A 17,319-nucleotide genomic window follows, 5' to 3' on the forward strand; every position below is an offset into this window, starting at 1 on the left:
ATTTTTAATTTAATGTCTGTCAATCCTTGCAGCGCCGTTTCGTCCTTACTTGGGAATCACTTGACGACCCACTGAAAAGGCGTACGGCTTAGGGTAAGATGACTACGTAATGTAAAAGCAGATCTTGATAATGATCACGGAGGATAACCGCAATGCTGTTTGCTCTGGGTACATTACTCTGCCTGAGCGGTGTAGGTTGCCTGGCATTCGACCCGCTGGACCCTATGCTTCAGCTTGAAGGATTAGCGTTGATAGGATTGGCGCTATTGATTGTTCGTGAGGGCATACTCGAACTTAACTGAGGTATCGCCTGTAGTTCTCACGATACCTTGCCCGCCTCGCTCCGGCACATCTGATCCACCAGCTCCCGTGGATACTCGTTGAGTTCCAACTCATCACAAATGTAAGCCAATACGCTGAGACTATCCTGTTCCAGCAATCGGACCGCTGAGAGTTCACCACATCGATAGTCATAACAGGCCCAGCTGCCTGGGTGTTTCTGACAAAGCAGAAAAGCTCGCGAGACATTTATCTCCTGCGAAACCAGCAGAGCCTGCAGCGCGGCAGTATCAACCTCACCTGTGGATTCAGACGCTTCTGAGCCGGAACTGCGCACAACCATAATTGCGTCTTGCTCAAACCTGAAGACTTCGATGTCCGACTGAGCGGTGCGACTGTAGAGGGTCGGCTGGTCCGGATTCTCGGGCTTCAATGGCGCAGGCTGGATACTCGTGGGTGGGCTCATATAAGGGATAGGCATGTCATTGCAGCACTTTGATCAAGCGCACCTGGGTAGCCGCGTGGAAAAGGCTGATCCATATCAACGAACTCTGGCATTTCCGTATCCAGACTGTACGCTGTGCTTTGCAGCCAGCCAATAATCTATTTACATTTTTTTCACGAAAATTTCACGACGTGATCATGTCTAGCGATAAGGTCTGCCTGTTGTATCAGGGAGCAGTTTGGGTTCGGGTGGTGAAGTGAACTGAAAGGGAGCAAACAAGGTATGAGTCACTTTATTAGCAATACGTACGAGCTTTTAAAGGAGCCGGCCGGCCGGCTGATACTAGAGTCCCTGCAAAGCGTTGAAAGTTATGGTCGCTCCTGGCGCCTCGATAAGGGCTCGGTGTATGGAAATCGCCTGTCTACCCTGTTTTCTGCAAGCAAACCAGACGGCCAGGGCCGTGATCGGTTGATGGTCGTTGCCGTGGAGACCCCGACGTGCGACTGGACGGTTAGCTACCAGCTCTTTTAACGCTATTTTGCCCGAACGCAGGCCAATTCTCTGATACGCGACGCGTACCACGCTTTTGGGCGCCTGTCTTGCCCTGTTTATTACCTAATAGGTGGCTGAAAAGGAAAGCTCTTTTATGGGCTGGTATTATCAAACAAATTACAATAAGGCTTGGAGATGTGTTTGTGCAGGAGGCCTAACGGCGACGTTTCTTAAACGGCTTGCAGCTAACTAGGGGGTGCCTGGCGTCTGAGCGGTACTTTCAGCGCCTTTTGAGGGAGCGGGCCGTAAGTCCCACAGGTGCGCGATATACGTATCGATTCGTCAGGACGATCCGTCTGCTGCGCTCCAGCCTCGCACGCATAATGTACCTGCAAACGCTACCCCTCCCCCTTTTGCCCGATCAAACCCGTAACCTCCACATAAGTGATACCTGCTTGGTATGGCGGCTCGGCAGTAAGACGCAAAACGGTACGTCACGCTACACATTAGTAGATGAGCCCGCTGCACAACATCACGTCGTTGCGGACGATTTGGATGCTGTCAACGCGGGTCGGCAGCCAGGATCAAGTCCCATGGCAGCCAGGAACAATTCTTGCCACCCGAACGCTGCATTAATAGAGGCATGAGCTTGCTAGCGTGGCTCAAACGGTCACTTTTATTTTCGTTCGTCCAGGCAGTCCCATGATTACAATAGAAACGCCTACCTATTACACCGCTACCAAGAAATACAATCTGAGCTTCCCAACGCTCGATGCGGACATCGAAGCCGACGTCGTTGTGATCGGAGGCGGCTTTTCAGGAATCAATACCGCTCTTGAGCTAGCCGAGAAAGGCATCACCAATATCGTGGTGCTCGAAGGTCGTTACCTGGGCTTTGGCGGCACGGGCCGTAATGGCGGACAGATCATGGCGGGTATTGGTCATGACCTGGACAAGATCAAGAACCAAGTAGGTGAAGACGGCCTCAAGACTATTTTCGAGATCAGTGACAAAGGCGCTGACATCATCAAGGGCCGGATTCAGAAATACAATATCGATGCGGACTTCCATCATGGCTACGGCTATATGGGCTTTAACGCACGCCAGGAAAAGACACTACGCACCTGGGAGAAAGAGTTCAAATCACTGAACTCCGGCCACGAGATTGCCTTGCTGACAGGCTCGGAAGTCCGCCGCATCATTGGATCGGAAGCCTACACCAGCGCCCTGTTGCACATGGGCGGCGGTCATGTTCATTCACTCAACCTGCTATTGGGCGAGGCCAAGGCGCTAGCCAGCTATGGCGTCAAGATCTTCGAGCACAGCCCTGCCCTTGCCGTTGAGTATGGTGAGCGGATCACTGTGCGCACCGGGCAGGGCTCTGTCAGGGCAAGCAAGCTGCTTTGGGCATGCGACAGCTTCCTCAACAAGCTGGAGCCGGAACTCCATACCAAAACGATCAACACCTATGCGTTCCAGATCATGACCGAGCCGCTCTCGGATGAATTGATCGAACGCATCAGCCCAATCCGTGGGGCCTACAGCGATATCCGCCCGGTCATTGACTATTACCGCGTTACGGCCGAGAACCGGTTGCTATTTGGCGCTGCTACGCCTTATCTCGACTATATCCCCAAAGACCTGAAGGCCTGGAACCGCAACCTGATGCTCAAGATCTTCCCATACCTCAAGGACGTGAAGATCGATCTGGCCTGGGGTGGCCCGATGGCATGCGGTGCCAACTTGTTTCCACAGATCGGCACCTTGTCCGGCCGGCCCAATGCGTTCTACGTACAGGGCTATTCAGGCTTCGGCGTAACGCCAAGCCACATTATTTGCAAGGTTCTGGCTGAGGGCATGAGCGAGGGTTCTGCCCGCTACGACCTGATCAGCTCGGTTCGCCATAGCAACATCATAGGCAAGGATCATTTCCGCCCGGTTATCTGCAGCCTGGGCAAGATCATGCATCAGAGCGCCGGCTACATGACAGGCCGCCGCTGATATTTCCCCTTAACGAAAAGGACCATTTCATGTCGTTATTCACTGTTAAACAAGGCACCGCACTGACCGATCTTGAAGCCTGGGGCACCGTGGCGGATCTGGGTTCGGAAATCCTGGAAGGCGACGGCAAGTGCTTTGGCAAAATGACCTTTGGTGCGCCGACCGATCCGGTCAGCTCTGCTTATTTTGGTACCACTAAAAGCAAGTTCCGAATGGTGTACCCGTTCAATGAGCAGGCAACGGTTGTTTATGGTGAGGTCATCCTAACTGACGAATCCACAGGCAAAAGTACCCATTACAAGACCGGAGATAGCTGGTCTGTCACCAAGGGCACACCTGTCCTGTGGGAAGTCGTCAGTGATGGGTTTGTCAAACACTACCTCGCGGCTGCATAAATCAGAGCCAGGCAGACCTTCGTCATGATGCCGGCCACTGAAGGCAAACAGCGATGCCTACAGGCGGTAACGCGAATCGTACCGGCTTCCTCTGCCGTGCTCTATCAGGTAAATCAGCAGCTTGAGGCTCACCACTACGAGCTGCTGACTATGACGCCTCAGGTACATCAGTGCTACCTGGACGTCTACCGCGAATTTGATCCGTTGCGGCCCATCTGCTGTCACGAACTGGGATTGGCAGTCGTTCCCCTCAGCGTGGCAGCGACTCGGCAAGAAGCACATCGCTCGCGCCGATACGCCACCTTTCTCGATACCTACTCCATTTGCGATGTCATCGAAATCCTGACCTATCAGGCCGGACGGCCGGCATTTGGTATCTCGCTTCTGCGCACACGGGCACTAGGCGCATTTACAGCCGAAGAGATAGAGCGGCTGACAGGCCTGCAAAGTCTACTGGAGCTTACGCTGCCGTTGGCCTTCATCCATGAACCTGGCGAGACAGCCCGCCTGACCGGCCTGACGCCTCGAGAGCAGGACATTGCGTTGGCACTCAAGGATGGCCTGAGCAACAAGGCGCTGGCGCGGCATCTGGATATGGGACTACCGACCGTTAAAACGCACCTGAATAACCTGTATCGCAAGTTCAACGTCACGAACCGCACTGAATTGATCCGGCACCTGTTTCTGTGAGCGTTCTCCTGCCGACCTCAACCATCTGGTTGATACCGGGCGCCAGGCCGCTGGTGGATGATGACCTCACCTATCAAACGGAGTGTATGACATGACCCAACAACAGGACTGGATCACCGTAGGCGCACTGGCCGATGGCTTCTACCTCGACAACTACACGTTGCCTGTCTCGAACGACCTCAACGGCAGGACGCTGGTGCTCGACGGCCCGTCCGGCGAATCCATTACCTACCGCTTCAGCCAAAATGCGGTTGGCTGGTCCTCTGCAGACCATTCGACATCTCACGAGGCGGCCTCTCGTGTCACTTCCATCCGGGAAGGGATCTACCTGATCGACTTCCTTCAGCAGACCGACACCTCCACTGCCTCGATCAGCCTCGTGCTGGACGTGAAGCAAGGCGTTTTCACGCGGGTCTACGGGCAGCTCCCAACGCAGGATGATCAGCGCAGCGATCTGTTCAGGTGTGCCTTGTCGGGCCAGGATCTGACGCCAGTCTCGGCGCAGTTCACTCATGGGACGATACAGGGCCTTTATTCAGGTACATCACCGTCGGAAGCGAATCACCCACATCAGCCGACCCACGAACTGGTCGGCATCCGCAACTGCTACGCCTACAGTCCTCATGAGGTTTATGAACACATCTATCTCAACGAAAACCTCTACAGCTGGCATTGCCTGAGTGGCGTTGAACGTGGGCTGGCCGATACGGACCGCTGCCATTATTTCAAGCTGGAGAACGAGCTCTATCTGTTCGTATGGCGGGAAAAGATCATTCCTACGCTCGGGCTGGTGCTGATCGACCTGAAGCAACACCGCAGCGACGGAAAGATTTGCGGCCATACGGGTGATGATCTAGGGCAGTGGTCGAACTTCCCGGTTGGCTCATTCAGCAGAATCCTCAACACAACCGAGTACCCAGGCCATGAATGAGGTGAAAACCTACGTAATCACCGGGGCCGGTAGCGGTATCGGTGAGGCATGCGCCTATCGCCTTGCCGATGAAGGCGCCCAGCTTGTACTCATTGGTCGCCGTCGGGAACCGCTGGAGGAGGTAGCCGCTCGTACAGGTGGGCTGGTACTGACGGGTAATGCGGCCAGCAGTGCGGATTGGGAGACGTTCATCCCTCGGATCATCGAGCGCTTCGGCAGAATCGATGGCCTTGTGGCGTCAGCGGGCGGTCTGGGCCAGGGCACCGCACTTGAGACCAGCGACACCCGATGGCAGCAGGCGATGCAAAGCAATCTGGACACCGCTTTCTACAGCGTCAGGGCGTGCCTGCCCTCACTGATCGAGCGACGGGGCGCTGTCGTGCTGCTGGGCTCTATCGCTTCGCTGGCCGCAGGAGGGGGAGTTTGCAGCTATACCACCGCCAAACATGCCTTGATCGGCTTGACCCGCTCACTCGCCAAGGATTATGGCCCTGCCGGCGTCCGCGTCAATGCGGTCTGCCCAGGTTGGGTGAAAACGCCGATGGCCGACGAAGAGATGCAGCCGCTGATGCAGCATTACGGCGAAAGTCTTGAGGCGGCGTATAGCCGGGTAACCCGCGATGTCCCTCTTCGCCGCCCCGCCACATCAGCGGAGATCGCTGAAGTCTGCCGGTTTCTGCTTTCTCCTGAAGCCTCGATCATCACAGGCGCTTCAATCGTGGCGGACGGTGGATCCAGCATCGTCGATGTGCCCACGCTTGCCTACGAGCACCTGTAAGGCCAGCCACGCCAGCGCAACAGCCAACGTAAACACAGGCCCAGTGGCGGACCTACTTTCATTCGACATAACCGCAGGAGCAGGATGATGCAGGATCAGACATCAGCAGGATCGATACACGACTTTACCGGCAAGGTCGTTCTCGTCACCGGGGGCGGCCAAGGCATCGGGCGAGGAATTGTCGAGCACTTTGCCGGAGCTGGCGCACAGGTCGTCATTGCCGACCTCAATGCGGAGAACGCAGCAGCGGTCGCGCAGGGATTGCAAAAGGAAGGAAGACACGTGACCGCCCATCCGGTAGACCTGGCCGAGCGCGATCAGATCAGGACACTCATGGAAACCGTCAAGCAAATCTACGGCCGGCTGGATGCCCTGGTACACAACGCCGGCTACTTTCCACTAACTCCGTTCGCCGATATTACACCTGAAGTGCTGGAGCGTACCCTGGCCGTCAATCTGTCATCCCTGTTCTGGCTGACGCAGCAGGCATTGCCACTGTTCCGGCTACAGGGCAAGGGATGTGTACTGGTTACGTCTTCTGTTACAGGACCTCGAGTCGCTTATCCCGGACTCTGTCATTACGCGGCGGCCAAGGCCGGCGTGAACGGATTCGTTCGTAATGCCGCCCTGGAACTGGCACCTCATAACGTTCGGGTGAATGGCATCGAGCCGGGGATGATCCAGACACCTGCCATGGACAACTTGGGCGACAGCGACGTCACCCGACAGATCAGGGCCAGTATCCCGCTCGGGCGTCTTGGTCAGCCGTCCGACATTGCCAGTGCGATGCTGTTTCTGGCCTCAGAGGCCGCCTCGTTCATTACAGGGCAGACGCTGGTCGTTGACGGTGGCATGACGCTGCCTGAATCCAAGATGGCCCTGGTGTGAACGCGCTACCAAATAGCCATTTTTGGCACATCTACATCTGAATGGTACGTTGAGGAACAGAACTTGCCTCAGTACGCAGGAAAGGCCTTTAACGAGCAGAAAGGTTTCCAAAATGCACCAAGACATCAAGGCTGCGTTACCGGTAAAGGCTCGAATGCATCACACCCATACTCAGGACGTATCGGAGCACTCCCACGCCATGACAGGCTGGGCATTGCATTATGACCAGGTCTCGTCTGGACGCTTCGAGGGCGAACTGATCGATATCCAGCTGGACTGGATGCATCTGACCCGCGATCGGTGCAATCAGGCATTGCGCAAGAACGGCTCGGCATGGTCAGGTGCGATTGCATTCAGCCTGCCCCTCAACGAAGCGTGCGAGCTTCATTGCGCCGGACACTCGTTGAGAGAAGCCAGCCTGTTGGTCGCCCGCGGCGCTCACCTGCCAGAGTTGCAGACGCCTGCCAATCTCGACCTGCTATGCATCACCGTTGCAGAGGCCGAGCTGCTTCCCATACTAGAGCAGCAACAGAGCCCGTTCACACTTGACGACTTGCCGAAGTGTTACCGTCTCCGCCCCCATCAGCGTTACAGCGAGTTCGTCAGGTTGCTTGACGACATCGCAAATACGCAAAGCCAGAGTCAAGGCCTCTTGAGGCACGAGGCTATCCGAAACGGTATCCGGGAAACCGTTCTGTTGCACCTTCTGGATCTGCTCGATGCTGGCGAAGAGGTTCCGGCACTGACTCCCACAGCCCGCAAGCGGATGGTAGACCGAGCCCGCGAGTATGCGCTTTCGTGTCAGGAAACGCCGCCTTCGATTTTGGAACTCTGTAACCGCATCGGCGCCAGCCGACGCAAACTGCAGTACTGTTTTCAGGAGGCGTTGGGCGTCAACCCGACCACTTATCTGCGTACGCTGCGCCTGAATGCGGCGCACCGTGCGCTTTGTCACAGTGACGGCACGGTTTCGGTGCAGGACGTAGCAGCCCAATGGGGCTTTTGGCACCTGAGCCGCTTTGCCAACGACTACGCCAAATTGTTTGGCGAAAAACCATCCGCCACTTTACGCCGTGTTCGTGAAGACTATATGACCAGTTTTGCCAAATCCGGATAACAACCCTCGCTTGACCTCCCCCACCCTAAGAAAAAACAAAGGGAGAGGTTTCGATGTACGAAGCATACAAGATCACAACAATTAGCTCCGTATTGTTAGCCACTTTATTTCTGACTCATCCCGTCCAGGCGACTGAAGGCGGAGCCCCTACAACAGCCTTTGGTGTCTATGATTTTGGCGCCGGGTTCACACCGCCACCGTCGCCAACAGGCACCGTTGGCCTGCGTACCAACTACTACTGGGCCAATACTGTCAAAGACCGCCACGGCCGAGACAACGGGACTGATTTTTCCCTTGGCGTCCTCTCACTCGGCCTGGCTTATATCCGCATGACCGATACCGAACTGCTGGGTGCAAAATACGGGTTTGGTGTGATCGCGCCTTTTTTTGACATGGACGCTGATCTCAAGGTCAAGGTGGGCGGCACCACCGTCTTTTCGGACAGCACTCACGTATTCCGGCAGGCGGACCTGCAGGTGTTGCCACTGATTCTACAATGGACGCCCTCACGTAACCTTGGTATCAACGCGCAGTTCCAGATTCAGGCACCTACCGGCGATTACGACAAGAACCGTCTGGTCAGCCCCGGCCTCAACCACTGGACGTTTTCACCTATCGTCAATGCCACCTATATCAGTGATTCAGGATTCGAGGTGTCATCCAGCTTCGAGCTGGACGTGAACACCCGTAACCATTCTACGGATTACAAGAGCGGAACTGAGTACCGCCACGAGTTCGCAGTGGGCCAGCATTTCGGGCCTTGGACAGCCGGTATTGGCGGTTACTACTACCGCCAGCTCAGCGACGATGACGCACCCAACCTTACCTACGGCAACCGCGCCCGGGTACTGGCTATCGGACCTGCAGTGAGCTTTTTCCAGCCGGGGCTGCCACCTGTCTGGGTGCATGCTTACAAGGAATTCGACGCCCGTAACCGTACCGAGGGTTATGCCGTCGCCGTACGTTTTTCCCACAGTTTCTGAGGAATTACCATGTCCCAGTCCTATCTAGAAGGCCGGCATACCGCTGGTCGCGCGCAGGGCGCTGTCCTCATGCTTGGTAGCAGCCTGACAATCATGGGCTCCGTGATGGTCGCGCCGGTTCTACCCAAGATTGCCGCAGAATTCGGGCCGGTAGAGCCCCAGACGGGTGTTCTCATCCCTTTGGCCATTACGGGGCCGGCGCTGGCCATTGCGCTTTGCGCACCGCTGGCTGGTTGGCTGGCCGACCGGCTCGGACGCAAACGTCTGCTGATTCTGGCGACACTGGTCTATGCACTTTGCGGCGCCGCACCTGCATTTTTGGACAGCCTGAAAGGAATTGTTGGTCTGCGACTGCTCTTTGGCTGTGCCGAGGCGGCAGTCATGACTTGCTGCGTCACGCTCATCGCCGATTACTGGCATGGCGAACAACGCATGCGCTACGTAAACGGGCAAGTCATCACGATTGGTCTGGTAGGCTCGATCTTCTTTGCCATCGGTGGCGCACTGGGGGAACACTCCTGGCGAACACCGTTTCTGCTGTACCTGCTTCCCCTCCTGCTTGTCCCGGCCATGCTCAAGCTGCTCTGGGAGCCCGAGGTTCATCATGCCTGGGCAATGCATTCAACCGAGCCTGGGCAGTCCTCCCTTCCGCCGCTAATCATCAACTATCTATTGGTGTTCTTTGGCATGGTGCTGAGTTTCATCGTCCCAGTCCAAAGCCCCACCCTGCTGGTCGGGCTGGGGGTTACGTCCAGTACGCTGATCGGGCTGTGCGCAGGGCTGGGGCTTCTCACTTCACTGGGAGGCTCGCTGCTCTGGCCCTTCGTTCGTCGACGTGTAGGGCTCGCGGGGTGCAATGTGCTGCTGCTACTGCTCATGGCCAGCGGACTGTGGCTACTCATTACCGCCCACACCTATTACCAGGTTCTGCTCGCCGTGACGATTCACGGTCTGGGCGCCGGCATGCTGGTTCCCAATTCCACGGCACCGGTGATGAATGCCTTGAGCGCGACCGCCCGCGGCCGGGGACTCGGTATCTTCACCGCCTGCCTGTACCTGGGCCAGTTCTCAAGCCCACTGATCGTCATTGCTCTGCTTGGCCAAACCGGTGATCTGCACCATGCCATTGGCCTGCTTGCCGTCGCCAGCGTCATCACCGCCCTGGTGTGGGCGCTGCTCAGCTTCCTGCGCCGTGGAATCAACAACCCGGCCCGCTCCACCCATCCCTGAATTCAGTTACAAGGAGCTCCGCTTATGAATGACATCGACTACCTGCTGGACACCCTGGATGCCACAGCCCTGAGCCTGCTCGTACGGCAAGGTGAAGTGACGCCAATCGAATTGCTCGACGCGGCGATCCAGCGGCTCGACCGGGTGAACCCGCAACTCAACGCCATCAGCGAGCGGTGCTATGACGTGGCCCGGCAGATGGCACAACGACCGGAAGCCCGACAAGGCGTACTGGCCGGTGTTCCGACCCTCATCAAGGACCTCTTCTCCCCTGTCCAGGGCGCCCGCATGACACAGGGCTCGCGCGTCATGGGTGAGGCACGCGCTGATCTTGATTGTGAAGTGGTTGCCCGTCTGCGTCGCGCGGGCTGTGTGTTTGCAGGCACGACCACGTCACCGGAATTCGGAACCTCCTACACCACCGAGTCGACCTGTTTCGGCGCTACCCGAAATCCCTGGAATACGGAACGCAGTGCCGGCGGGTCCAGCGGTGGTGCTGCCGCCCTGGTCGCTGCCCGTGCCATCCCGTTTGCTCATGGTAACGATGGGGGCGGCTCACTGCGTGTCCCGGCATCCTGTTGCGGGGTCTTCGGTCTGAAACCCACCCGAGGCCGACTGCCTTCCGGTCCGCTGGTAGGCGAAGGGTGGGCCGGAATGGGGACGCCCCATGCCATTACGTTATCCGTACGCGACAGTGCCCTTCTGCTGGACGCCACCGCTGGGGCGGACCTGGGTGCGCCCTACGCAGCGCCGGCTCAAGCGATGCCGTTCGTCCAGGCCGTCTCGGCTGATCCCGCACCGCTTCGTATCGCGGTGATCGAGCAACTGGGACCGTGGCCAACAAGTCCGGAGGCGTTGAAGGCGGTACGTCATACTGCATGGCTGTGCGAGCAGCTCGGCCATCATGTGGAGCTTGCCACGCTACCCGTCAATCTGCCGGGACTTCTGGACCACCTCTTCAATATCATTGGCCCAAGCACTCGAAACTTTCTGGATATGGTCGGCCAGCTGAGAGGGCAACCTGTAGCAGACGAAGAGTTGGACCCCCGTACGCGCATCATTCTACGCGAGCGGGGTGATATTCCGGCCGCACGTTATGCCGCCGCGGTAGAAAGCATCCATGCGCTGGGCAGGCAGCTGGCTTACTTCCTGATTGACCATGATCTGATCCTGACGCCAACCCTGACTCGGGAACCACCCTTGATCGGTGACCTGGACGCCTTTGACCCCAGCCTCAGCCTGGCCGAAGTAATCGAAGCCTTCCATAGCTATTCACCCTTCACGGCGCTGTTCAATGCGTCCGGCCAACCGGCCATGTCCGTTCCGCTCTACTGGACAGAGAATGGACTGCCACTCGGCTCGCATTTTGCGGCACGCTTTGGTGAGGAGCACACCCTGCTTGCGCTGGGGGCACAACTCGAACGCGCCCAACCCTGGGCGAACCGCAAGCCACTGGTCTGTGCATAAAAGTACGAGGCACAGGACGGAGCAGGTCCTGTGCCTTATTTCCGTACTAACGTGCCTCAACTTACCAGGGCAGCGACTCGCCCTGGTAGCTGACAAAATCACACTGGCAGCGACCCGCCTGCTGCTCGATGACGGCAATCAGACCCTTAGCGCTTTCGGTTGTGGTCAGTGGTGCCGAGTGGCCGCCCATGTCGGTCTGAACCCACCCCGGGTGTAACGCCAGCACACTGAACGACAACGGGGTATGCGAGGATGCCCAGCTCCTGAGCAGGCTGTTCAGGGCCGCCTTGCTGGCTCCATACAACGGCATATCTGCGGCACGATCAAGCGTGACACTTCCCATCTGGGAACTCATACACGCCACCACACCGCCGTCTGCGATGCAATGGCTTAACCCTTCGACAATACGCAGCGGCGCAACTGTATTTGTCGAGAACAACTCTGCAATCTCTTCGGTATTGATTGCCATGACATCCTGGTGATCAGGTCCATAAATCCCTGCGTTGACGATCAGACGATCCAGCGTTGTGTTCTGCAATTGCTTCTTGAGAGAAGGAATTAGTGTCGGGTCCGTCATATCGCCGGACAGCAGCACCAGCCGATCGCCGTAAGTCGCGCTCAATTGTTGCAAGGCTTCGTTATCAGACCGACGAACCAGCGCAAAGACTTGCGCACCGCGTTCCAGGTACTGCGTAACCAGCGCCAATCCGATACCCCGTGACGCACCCACGATCAATACATTCATTTCGTTCAGCTCCCCTGGCGAGATTCATCAGCCTGAAATGGCAGATGAAATCGCTCCATGAAAAGTACAAGCGGTTGTCTGGAAAAGCCATTCTTCCGCCGCGGCGGCAGGCTCATGATCTCTTCCAAGCGTTACGCATTACCTGCATAAGAACAATGATACGGAGACATGCCCTCATGATGCCCGAAGATTATCGTGCCGAGAAAAACCGTCCACTGACGGGCGAAGAATACTTGGCCAGCCTGCGTGATGATCGTGAAATCTACATCTATGGCGATCGCGTCAAGGATGTCACTACCCATCCGGCCTTCCGTAACGCCGCGGCCTCTATGGCCAAGCTGTACGACGCCCTCCATGATCCCGAAACCAGAGAAACGCTCTGCTGGGAAACCGACACGGGCAACGGCGGCTATACACACAAGTTCTTTCGCTTCGCCCGTAACGCTGATGAACTGCGCGAACAGCGTGATGCCATCGCCGAGTGGTCGCGTCTGACCTATGGCTGGATGGGCCGCACACCGGACTATAAGGCCGCCTTTGGCAGCGCACTGGGCGCCAACGCCGAGTTCTATGGCAAATTCGAGCAGAATGCCCGCACCTGGTACAAGCGTATCCAGGAAGCGTGCCTCTACCTCAACCATGCTATCGTCAATCCGCCCATTGATCGCGACAAGCCGGTCGATCAGGTAAAGGACGTATTCATCTCCGTGGATGAAGAAGTTGACGGTGGCATCATCGTCAGCGGCGCGAAAGTCGTGGCGACCAACTCGGCCCTGACACACTATAACTTCGTGGGGCAAGGCTCTGCGCAGCTGCTCGGAGACAACACAGATTTCGCCTTGATGTTTATCGCCCCGATGAATACCAAGGGCATGAAGCTGATCTGCCGTCCCTCCTATGAGCTGGTGGCAGGGATGACGGGTTCTCCATTTGACTATCCGTTGTCGAGCCGCTTCGACGAGAACGACGCCATCCTTATCATGGATCGGGTGTTCATCCCATGGGAGAACATTCTGATCTATCGAGATTTCGATCGCTGCAAGCAATGGTTTCCACAAGGCGGCTTTGGTCGACTGTTCCCCATGCAAGGCTGTACCCGTCTGGCCGTCAAACTGGACTTCATCACCGGTGCACTGTTCAAGGCACTGCAATGCACCGGCTCGCTGGAGTTCCGCGGCGTGCAGGCACAAATGGGCGAAGTGGTCGCATGGCGTAACCTTTTCTGGTCACTTACTGACGCCATGTACGGTAATGCTTCCGAGTGGAAAAACGGCGCCTGGCTACCCAGCGCTCAAGCCTTGCAAGCCTACCGTGTGCTGGCGCCACAAGCCTATCCGGAGATCAAGAAGATCATTGAGCAGGTCGTGGCCAGCGGCTTGATCTACCTGCCGACCGGATCGCGCGATCTCAAGGACCCGACGCTGAACAAATACCTGAGTACCTATTGTCGCGGGTCCGGCGGTATGGGCCATGAGGAACGTATCAAGATCCTGAAGCTGCTTTGGGATGCCATCGGCACGGAATTTGGCGGACGCCATGAGCTGTACGAAATCAACTATGCCGGGAGCCAGGACGAGATCCGCATGCAGGCGCTGCGCCATGCACAAGGAACCGGTGCGATGAAGAGCATGACTGATATGGTAGAGAAGTGCCTGTCGGACTACGACCTAAACGGTTGGACCGTTCCGCACCTGACCAATCCGGACGATATCAACATGCTGGACCGTATTCGCCAGTAATCCTGCAATGCTGTCGCCGAATCGCTGATCCGGCGCCCCGTGGAGGTAGAGGTCATGACCCAACTCAGTCCAACCCAACAAGCCTTTCGCAATGCCATGGCGTCGCTGTCCGCCGCCGTGAATGTCCTGACCACCAATGGCCCTGGTGGACGCTGTGGCATTACGGCCACTGCCGTCTGCTCGGTCACGGACACGCCGCCCACCGTTATGGTGTGCATCAACCGCAACAGTGCCATGAATAGTGTCTTCAAGCAGAACGGGCGGCTGTGCGTGAATGTCCTGGCGGGCGAACATGAAGAAGTGGCCCGTCATTTTGCCGGGATGACTGGTATCGACATGGATGAGCGCTTCAAGCGTCACGCCTGGAAGGAGGGCCGCGAGGGCGTTCCGATTCTTGACGATGCCCTGGCCAGCCTGCAGGGAAGGATTACCGATACCCAGGAAGTCGGCACCCACTCGGTGCTTCTCGTAGAGCTCGATGAAATCTGTACCCGCGAGCGATGCGACAGCCTGGTGTATTTCAGCCGTAATTTTCATCGACTGCAACGCGAGCACAGCGCTGCCTGACCGGTCGCCCCCTTGCCGCGTCATATGTGGCGCGGCTTTTTTAGGGATTACGACTCGATTGCCAGAGTGCTGGCGCGACGGCTGAGCCGATAGTCGCTGGGTGTAATGCCTGCCTGGCGCGTAAAGAAGCGACTGAAGTAGGCCGGATCCTTGAAGCCCAGGCGAAAGCATATTTCGTTGGCGGAACTACCTGTGAACACCAACAGCCGCTTGGCCTCTTGCATAAGGCGGTCATGGACGAGCCGTTTCGAGGGAATGTCTGCGGTACGTCGGCAGATGTCGTTCAGCCGCGATTCCGTCAGGCCCAACTGATCAGCGTATCGGGACAACGGCCAATGCTCGGTGTAGTGCGCTTCGATGAGTTCATTGAAGCGCCGAAACAACTGCAGGTCATCCTGCCGCACAGGCTGTGCCGCGATTGATTTTGGAGAGAGACGAAGCATGCTGATAAAGATCAGGCGAGTCAGGGCTATCAGGCCACAGGCCTGGCCAGGACGAGATGTACCCGCCTCCAGCCTTAGCAACTCAAACAACGAGGCCAGCCGCTCGGCCTCTTCGCGAAACTCAGCCTCCAGGCTGGCCAGGCCTACACAGATCGGCAGGAATCCCGACGCGGTCCAGAGATCAGGCACCTCCTGCAATAGCGACCATACCAGCTGTTGGCGAACCGTCAGGACATGTCCGTCGCTGCCCTCCTCCGTCACAAAGGCATGGGGGACCGGAGGCGGTGTGATGAAGAACATAGGGCCCTGCTCCTGGTACTGCCGGTCATCCAGGTACACCCGAACCTTGCCGGTCTTCACGTAATGCACCTGAAAGAACCGGTCATGCCGGTGGGCACGCATGTTGCGCCCGAAGAACTCCGCCAGTCTGCCTAGCGCATCGTAATGCACCTCGGCATCGGCATAACGCTGGTCGTAGACCTGACCGATGTTGATGTTGGGGATCGGCTGGATAGACACGGACGCAAGACTTTTCATGAACATCATTCTTTTTGTTGTTGAACCAAGCATACGCGAACTCAGGTAACACTTGACCTTAGTTAACATATTAAATATAAAGTTAACACATTAACTATTTACTCCCAAACAGGTATGCCCTGTTTCCACACCAATAACAAGGGAGAGCGCCATGTCGCGATCACTTAGCGAATCTGCCAATGGAACACTGTTCGGCGTCGCCCTGAATTTCCAAGGCCTTTTGCGCAGCCGACTTGAAGAGTTTCACGAATCGCCTTACCAACAGCCCCCACTGAAACCGGTCCTGTTCATCAAGACGCCCAACACCCGTAACGGGCACCAGCAGCCCGTCATCATGCCCCAGGGGGAGCGTCTGCAGGCAGGCCCAGCCCTGGGAGTAGTGATTGGCAAACGGGCCAGCCGGGTAACTGAAGACCAGGCCATGGGCTACGTGGCGGGGTATACCGTCGTCAACGAATTCAGCCTGCCGGAAGAGAGCTACTACCGGCCTGCGGTGAAGGCCAAATGCCGGGACGGATTCTGTTCCATAGGTCCTGAGCTGGTGCCGGCAGAGGCCGTGAGCGACCCGAATCTGCTCACCCTCAAGCTCTATGTAAACGGCACGCTGCGCCAGGAAAACACGACGGCTAACTGGGTACGCACCCTCCCTCAGCTGATCGCCGAGCTGAGCGAGTTCATGACGTTGAACGAAGGCGACGTGCTGATCACCGGTACGCCTGAGGGCCGCGTCGATGTCACGCCGGGTGATCGCGTAGAGGTCGAGATCGACCGCATCGGCCGCCTCATCAATACCGTAGTTGCGGAATAAGGAGCACCCCATGAAACATGCACGTATTCGCTATCAGGGTGAGATCCATACCGTTACCGTCGACGATGACCATGCAGTACGTCTGCCCAGTGGCGAACGGCTATTGGAAGACCAGGTGGAATGGCTGCCGCCCGCCACAGGCAGCATGTTTGCCCTGGGCCTCAATTATGCGGACCACGCGGCAGAGCTGGCTTTCAAAGCACCCACCGAGCCACTGGCCTTTATCAAATCGCCCAACACCTATACCGGACACAGGCAGATCACCTGGCGGCCTGACAACGTCAAGTACATGCACTACGAGTGTGAGCTGGTGGCTGTCATTGGCAAACCGGCACGTCATGTAAAGCGCGCGGACGCTCTGGACTATCTGGCTGGCTATACCGTGTGCAATGACTACGCGATCCGCGACTACCTCGAGAACTACTACCGCCCCAACCTGCGGGTGAAAAACCGCGACTGCACCACACCGATCGGTCCCTGGATCGTCGACACCGCCGATGTGCCAGACCCGTCCAACCTGCGCCTGCGCACCTGGATCAACGGTGAGCTGAAGCAGGAAGGCACCACGGCGGACATGATCTTCGATATCCCCTACCTGATCGAATACTTTTCGAGTTTCATGACCCTGCAGCCCGGCGACATGATCGCCACCGGCACGCCGGAGGGCCTTGCCGATGTGGTGCCTGGAGATGAAGTCGTCGTGGAAGTGGAAGGCGTCGGTCGCCTCGTCAATACCATCGTCAGCGAAGAAGCTTTCTTCGCCGCAGCTGCCAAAGAGGTCTGA

General features: G+C 57.2%; 19 protein-coding genes. 16 read left to right on the plus strand and 3 right to left on the minus strand.

Annotated elements, in window-relative coordinates; all coding sequences use genetic code 11:
* Positions 1-152: 152 nt before the first annotated feature.
* Complete coding sequence (locus PLU01S_RS25740) at positions 153-302, plus strand: hypothetical protein (RefSeq protein ID WP_159435102.1); 150 nt, start codon at positions 153-155, stop codon at positions 300-302.
* A gap of 17 nt (positions 303-319) precedes the next feature.
* Here the strand turns inward: PLU01S_RS25740 and PLU01S_RS14280 are convergent, their stop codons facing one another.
* On the minus strand, positions 320-760 hold the full coding sequence (locus tag PLU01S_RS14280; RefSeq protein WP_074826017.1) for a hypothetical protein: 441 nt from the start codon (positions 758-760) through the stop codon (positions 320-322).
* Positions 761-1,006: 246 nt separating this feature from the next.
* Here PLU01S_RS14280 and PLU01S_RS14285 point away from each other — a divergent pair, with 246 nt between their 5' ends.
* The 11 genes from PLU01S_RS14285 to PLU01S_RS14335 all read left to right on the plus strand — a co-directional run bounded on the left by PLU01S_RS14285 (position 1,007) and on the right by PLU01S_RS14335 (position 11,696).
* Positions 1,007-1,255, plus strand: a complete 249-nt coding sequence (locus PLU01S_RS14285; RefSeq protein ID WP_074826018.1) for a hypothetical protein — start codon at positions 1,007-1,009, stop codon at positions 1,253-1,255.
* A 663-nt stretch (positions 1,256-1,918) separates the two neighbouring features.
* Positions 1,919-3,217, plus strand: coding sequence for an NAD(P)/FAD-dependent oxidoreductase (locus PLU01S_RS14290; RefSeq protein WP_019366256.1), 1,299 nt, complete (start codon positions 1,919-1,921; stop codon positions 3,215-3,217).
* Positions 3,218-3,246: 29 nt separating this feature from the next.
* Positions 3,247-3,612 (plus strand): cupin domain-containing protein, encoded by a 366-nt coding sequence (locus PLU01S_RS14295; RefSeq protein ID WP_074826021.1) that lies wholly within the window; start codon positions 3,247-3,249, stop codon positions 3,610-3,612.
* 24 nt (positions 3,613-3,636) lie between these two features.
* On the plus strand, positions 3,637-4,302 hold the full coding sequence (locus tag PLU01S_RS14300) for a helix-turn-helix transcriptional regulator (protein WP_083397910.1): 666 nt from the start codon (positions 3,637-3,639) through the stop codon (positions 4,300-4,302).
* Between the two features lie 91 nt (positions 4,303-4,393).
* Positions 4,394-5,233 carry a MoaF C-terminal domain-containing protein gene (locus PLU01S_RS14305; protein ID WP_074826023.1) on the plus strand — a complete coding sequence of 280 codons (840 nt, stop codon included), beginning with the start codon at positions 4,394-4,396 and terminating at the stop codon, positions 5,231-5,233.
* Entirely contained in the window at positions 5,226-6,011 is a 786-nt protein-coding gene (locus PLU01S_RS14310; protein WP_074826026.1) for an SDR family NAD(P)-dependent oxidoreductase, read from the plus strand. The genes PLU01S_RS14305 and PLU01S_RS14310 overlap by 8 nt, the downstream gene beginning before the upstream one ends.
* A gap of 87 nt (positions 6,012-6,098) precedes the next feature.
* Positions 6,099-6,899 (plus strand): SDR family oxidoreductase, encoded by an 801-nt coding sequence (locus PLU01S_RS14315; protein ID WP_074826028.1) that lies wholly within the window; start codon positions 6,099-6,101, stop codon positions 6,897-6,899.
* A 112-nt stretch (positions 6,900-7,011) separates the two neighbouring features.
* Positions 7,012-8,016 (plus strand): helix-turn-helix domain-containing protein, encoded by a 1,005-nt coding sequence (locus PLU01S_RS14320; protein ID WP_074826029.1) that lies wholly within the window; start codon positions 7,012-7,014, stop codon positions 8,014-8,016.
* A 53-nt stretch (positions 8,017-8,069) separates the two neighbouring features.
* Positions 8,070-8,999, plus strand: coding sequence for a SphA family protein (locus PLU01S_RS14325; RefSeq protein ID WP_074826032.1), 930 nt, complete (start codon positions 8,070-8,072; stop codon positions 8,997-8,999).
* 9 nt (positions 9,000-9,008) lie between these two features.
* Positions 9,009-10,229, plus strand: coding sequence for an MFS transporter (locus tag PLU01S_RS14330; protein ID WP_173869085.1), 1,221 nt, complete (start codon positions 9,009-9,011; stop codon positions 10,227-10,229).
* A gap of 24 nt (positions 10,230-10,253) precedes the next feature.
* Positions 10,254-11,696: an amidase gene (locus tag PLU01S_RS14335; RefSeq protein WP_074826036.1), complete on the plus strand. Its 1,443-nt coding sequence runs from the start codon at positions 10,254-10,256 to the stop codon at positions 11,694-11,696.
* Between the two features lie 61 nt (positions 11,697-11,757).
* Here PLU01S_RS14335 and PLU01S_RS14340 read toward each other — a convergent pair whose 3' ends face one another.
* Positions 11,758-12,441 carry an SDR family oxidoreductase gene (locus PLU01S_RS14340; RefSeq protein WP_074826039.1) on the minus strand — a complete coding sequence of 228 codons (684 nt, stop codon included), beginning with the start codon at positions 12,439-12,441 and terminating at the stop codon, positions 11,758-11,760.
* Positions 12,442-12,617: 176 nt separating this feature from the next.
* On the opposite strand from PLU01S_RS14340, the gene hpaB reads away from it, so the two are divergent.
* Positions 12,618-14,180 (plus strand): 4-hydroxyphenylacetate 3-monooxygenase, oxygenase component, encoded by a 1,563-nt coding sequence (hpaB, locus tag PLU01S_RS14345; protein WP_010799032.1) that lies wholly within the window; start codon positions 12,618-12,620, stop codon positions 14,178-14,180.
* A 54-nt stretch (positions 14,181-14,234) separates the two neighbouring features.
* A complete protein-coding gene (gene hpaC, locus PLU01S_RS14350; protein WP_074826042.1) occupies positions 14,235-14,747 on the plus strand; it encodes a 4-hydroxyphenylacetate 3-monooxygenase, reductase component in 513 nt (170 codons plus the stop codon).
* A 47-nt stretch (positions 14,748-14,794) separates the two neighbouring features.
* Here hpaC and hpaA read toward each other — a convergent pair whose 3' ends face one another.
* Positions 14,795-15,727 (minus strand): 4-hydroxyphenylacetate catabolism regulatory protein HpaA, encoded by a 933-nt coding sequence (gene hpaA / locus PLU01S_RS14355; protein WP_074826045.1) that lies wholly within the window; start codon positions 15,725-15,727, stop codon positions 14,795-14,797.
* 151 nt (positions 15,728-15,878) lie between these two features.
* Between hpaA and PLU01S_RS14360 the strand changes: the two genes are divergently transcribed.
* Positions 15,879-16,535, plus strand: a complete 657-nt coding sequence (locus PLU01S_RS14360; protein WP_074826048.1) for a fumarylacetoacetate hydrolase family protein — start codon at positions 15,879-15,881, stop codon at positions 16,533-16,535.
* 10 nt (positions 16,536-16,545) lie between these two features.
* On the plus strand, positions 16,546-17,319 hold the full coding sequence (locus tag PLU01S_RS14365) for a fumarylacetoacetate hydrolase family protein (protein WP_010799028.1): 774 nt from the start codon (positions 16,546-16,548) through the stop codon (positions 17,317-17,319).

The sequence above is a fragment of the Pseudomonas luteola NBRC 103146 genome (genome assembly GCF_002091675.1).
GTDB lineage: Bacteria > Pseudomonadota > Gammaproteobacteria > Pseudomonadales > Pseudomonadaceae > Chryseomonas > Chryseomonas luteola.

Bases quoted from the DNA above. Each gene is read 5' to 3' on its own strand.
- PLU01S_RS14280 (WP_074826017.1), bottom strand. From the start codon at position 760: ATGCCTATCCCTTATATGAGCCCACCCACGAGTATCCAGCCTGCGCCA.
- PLU01S_RS25740 (WP_159435102.1), top strand. From the start codon at position 153: ATGCTGTTTGCTCTGGGTACATTACTCTGCCTGAGCGGTGTAGGTTGC.
- PLU01S_RS14335 (WP_074826036.1), top strand. From the start codon at position 10,254: ATGAATGACATCGACTACCTGCTGGACACCCTGGATGCCACAGCCCTG.
- hpaA (WP_074826045.1), bottom strand. From the start codon at position 15,727: ATGAAAAGTCTTGCGTCCGTGTCTATCCAGCCGATCCCCAACATCAAC.
- PLU01S_RS14315 (WP_074826028.1), top strand. From the start codon at position 6,099: ATGCAGGATCAGACATCAGCAGGATCGATACACGACTTTACCGGCAAG.
- PLU01S_RS14320 (WP_074826029.1), top strand. From the start codon at position 7,012: ATGCACCAAGACATCAAGGCTGCGTTACCGGTAAAGGCTCGAATGCAT.
- PLU01S_RS14365 (WP_010799028.1), top strand. From the start codon at position 16,546: ATGAAACATGCACGTATTCGCTATCAGGGTGAGATCCATACCGTTACC.
- hpaC (WP_074826042.1), top strand. From the start codon at position 14,235: ATGACCCAACTCAGTCCAACCCAACAAGCCTTTCGCAATGCCATGGCG.
- PLU01S_RS14325 (WP_074826032.1), top strand. From the start codon at position 8,070: ATGTACGAAGCATACAAGATCACAACAATTAGCTCCGTATTGTTAGCC.
- PLU01S_RS14340 (WP_074826039.1), bottom strand. From the start codon at position 12,441: ATGAATGTATTGATCGTGGGTGCGTCACGGGGTATCGGATTGGCGCTG.
- PLU01S_RS14300 (WP_083397910.1), top strand. From the start codon at position 3,637: ATGATGCCGGCCACTGAAGGCAAACAGCGATGCCTACAGGCGGTAACG.
- PLU01S_RS14310 (WP_074826026.1), top strand. From the start codon at position 5,226: ATGAATGAGGTGAAAACCTACGTAATCACCGGGGCCGGTAGCGGTATC.
- PLU01S_RS14330 (WP_173869085.1), top strand. From the start codon at position 9,009: ATGTCCCAGTCCTATCTAGAAGGCCGGCATACCGCTGGTCGCGCGCAG.
- hpaB (WP_010799032.1), top strand. From the start codon at position 12,618: ATGATGCCCGAAGATTATCGTGCCGAGAAAAACCGTCCACTGACGGGC.
- PLU01S_RS14305 (WP_074826023.1), top strand. From the start codon at position 4,394: ATGACCCAACAACAGGACTGGATCACCGTAGGCGCACTGGCCGATGGC.
- PLU01S_RS14295 (WP_074826021.1), top strand. From the start codon at position 3,247: ATGTCGTTATTCACTGTTAAACAAGGCACCGCACTGACCGATCTTGAA.
- PLU01S_RS14290 (WP_019366256.1), top strand. From the start codon at position 1,919: ATGATTACAATAGAAACGCCTACCTATTACACCGCTACCAAGAAATAC.
- PLU01S_RS14285 (WP_074826018.1), top strand. From the start codon at position 1,007: ATGAGTCACTTTATTAGCAATACGTACGAGCTTTTAAAGGAGCCGGCC.
- PLU01S_RS14360 (WP_074826048.1), top strand. From the start codon at position 15,879: ATGTCGCGATCACTTAGCGAATCTGCCAATGGAACACTGTTCGGCGTC.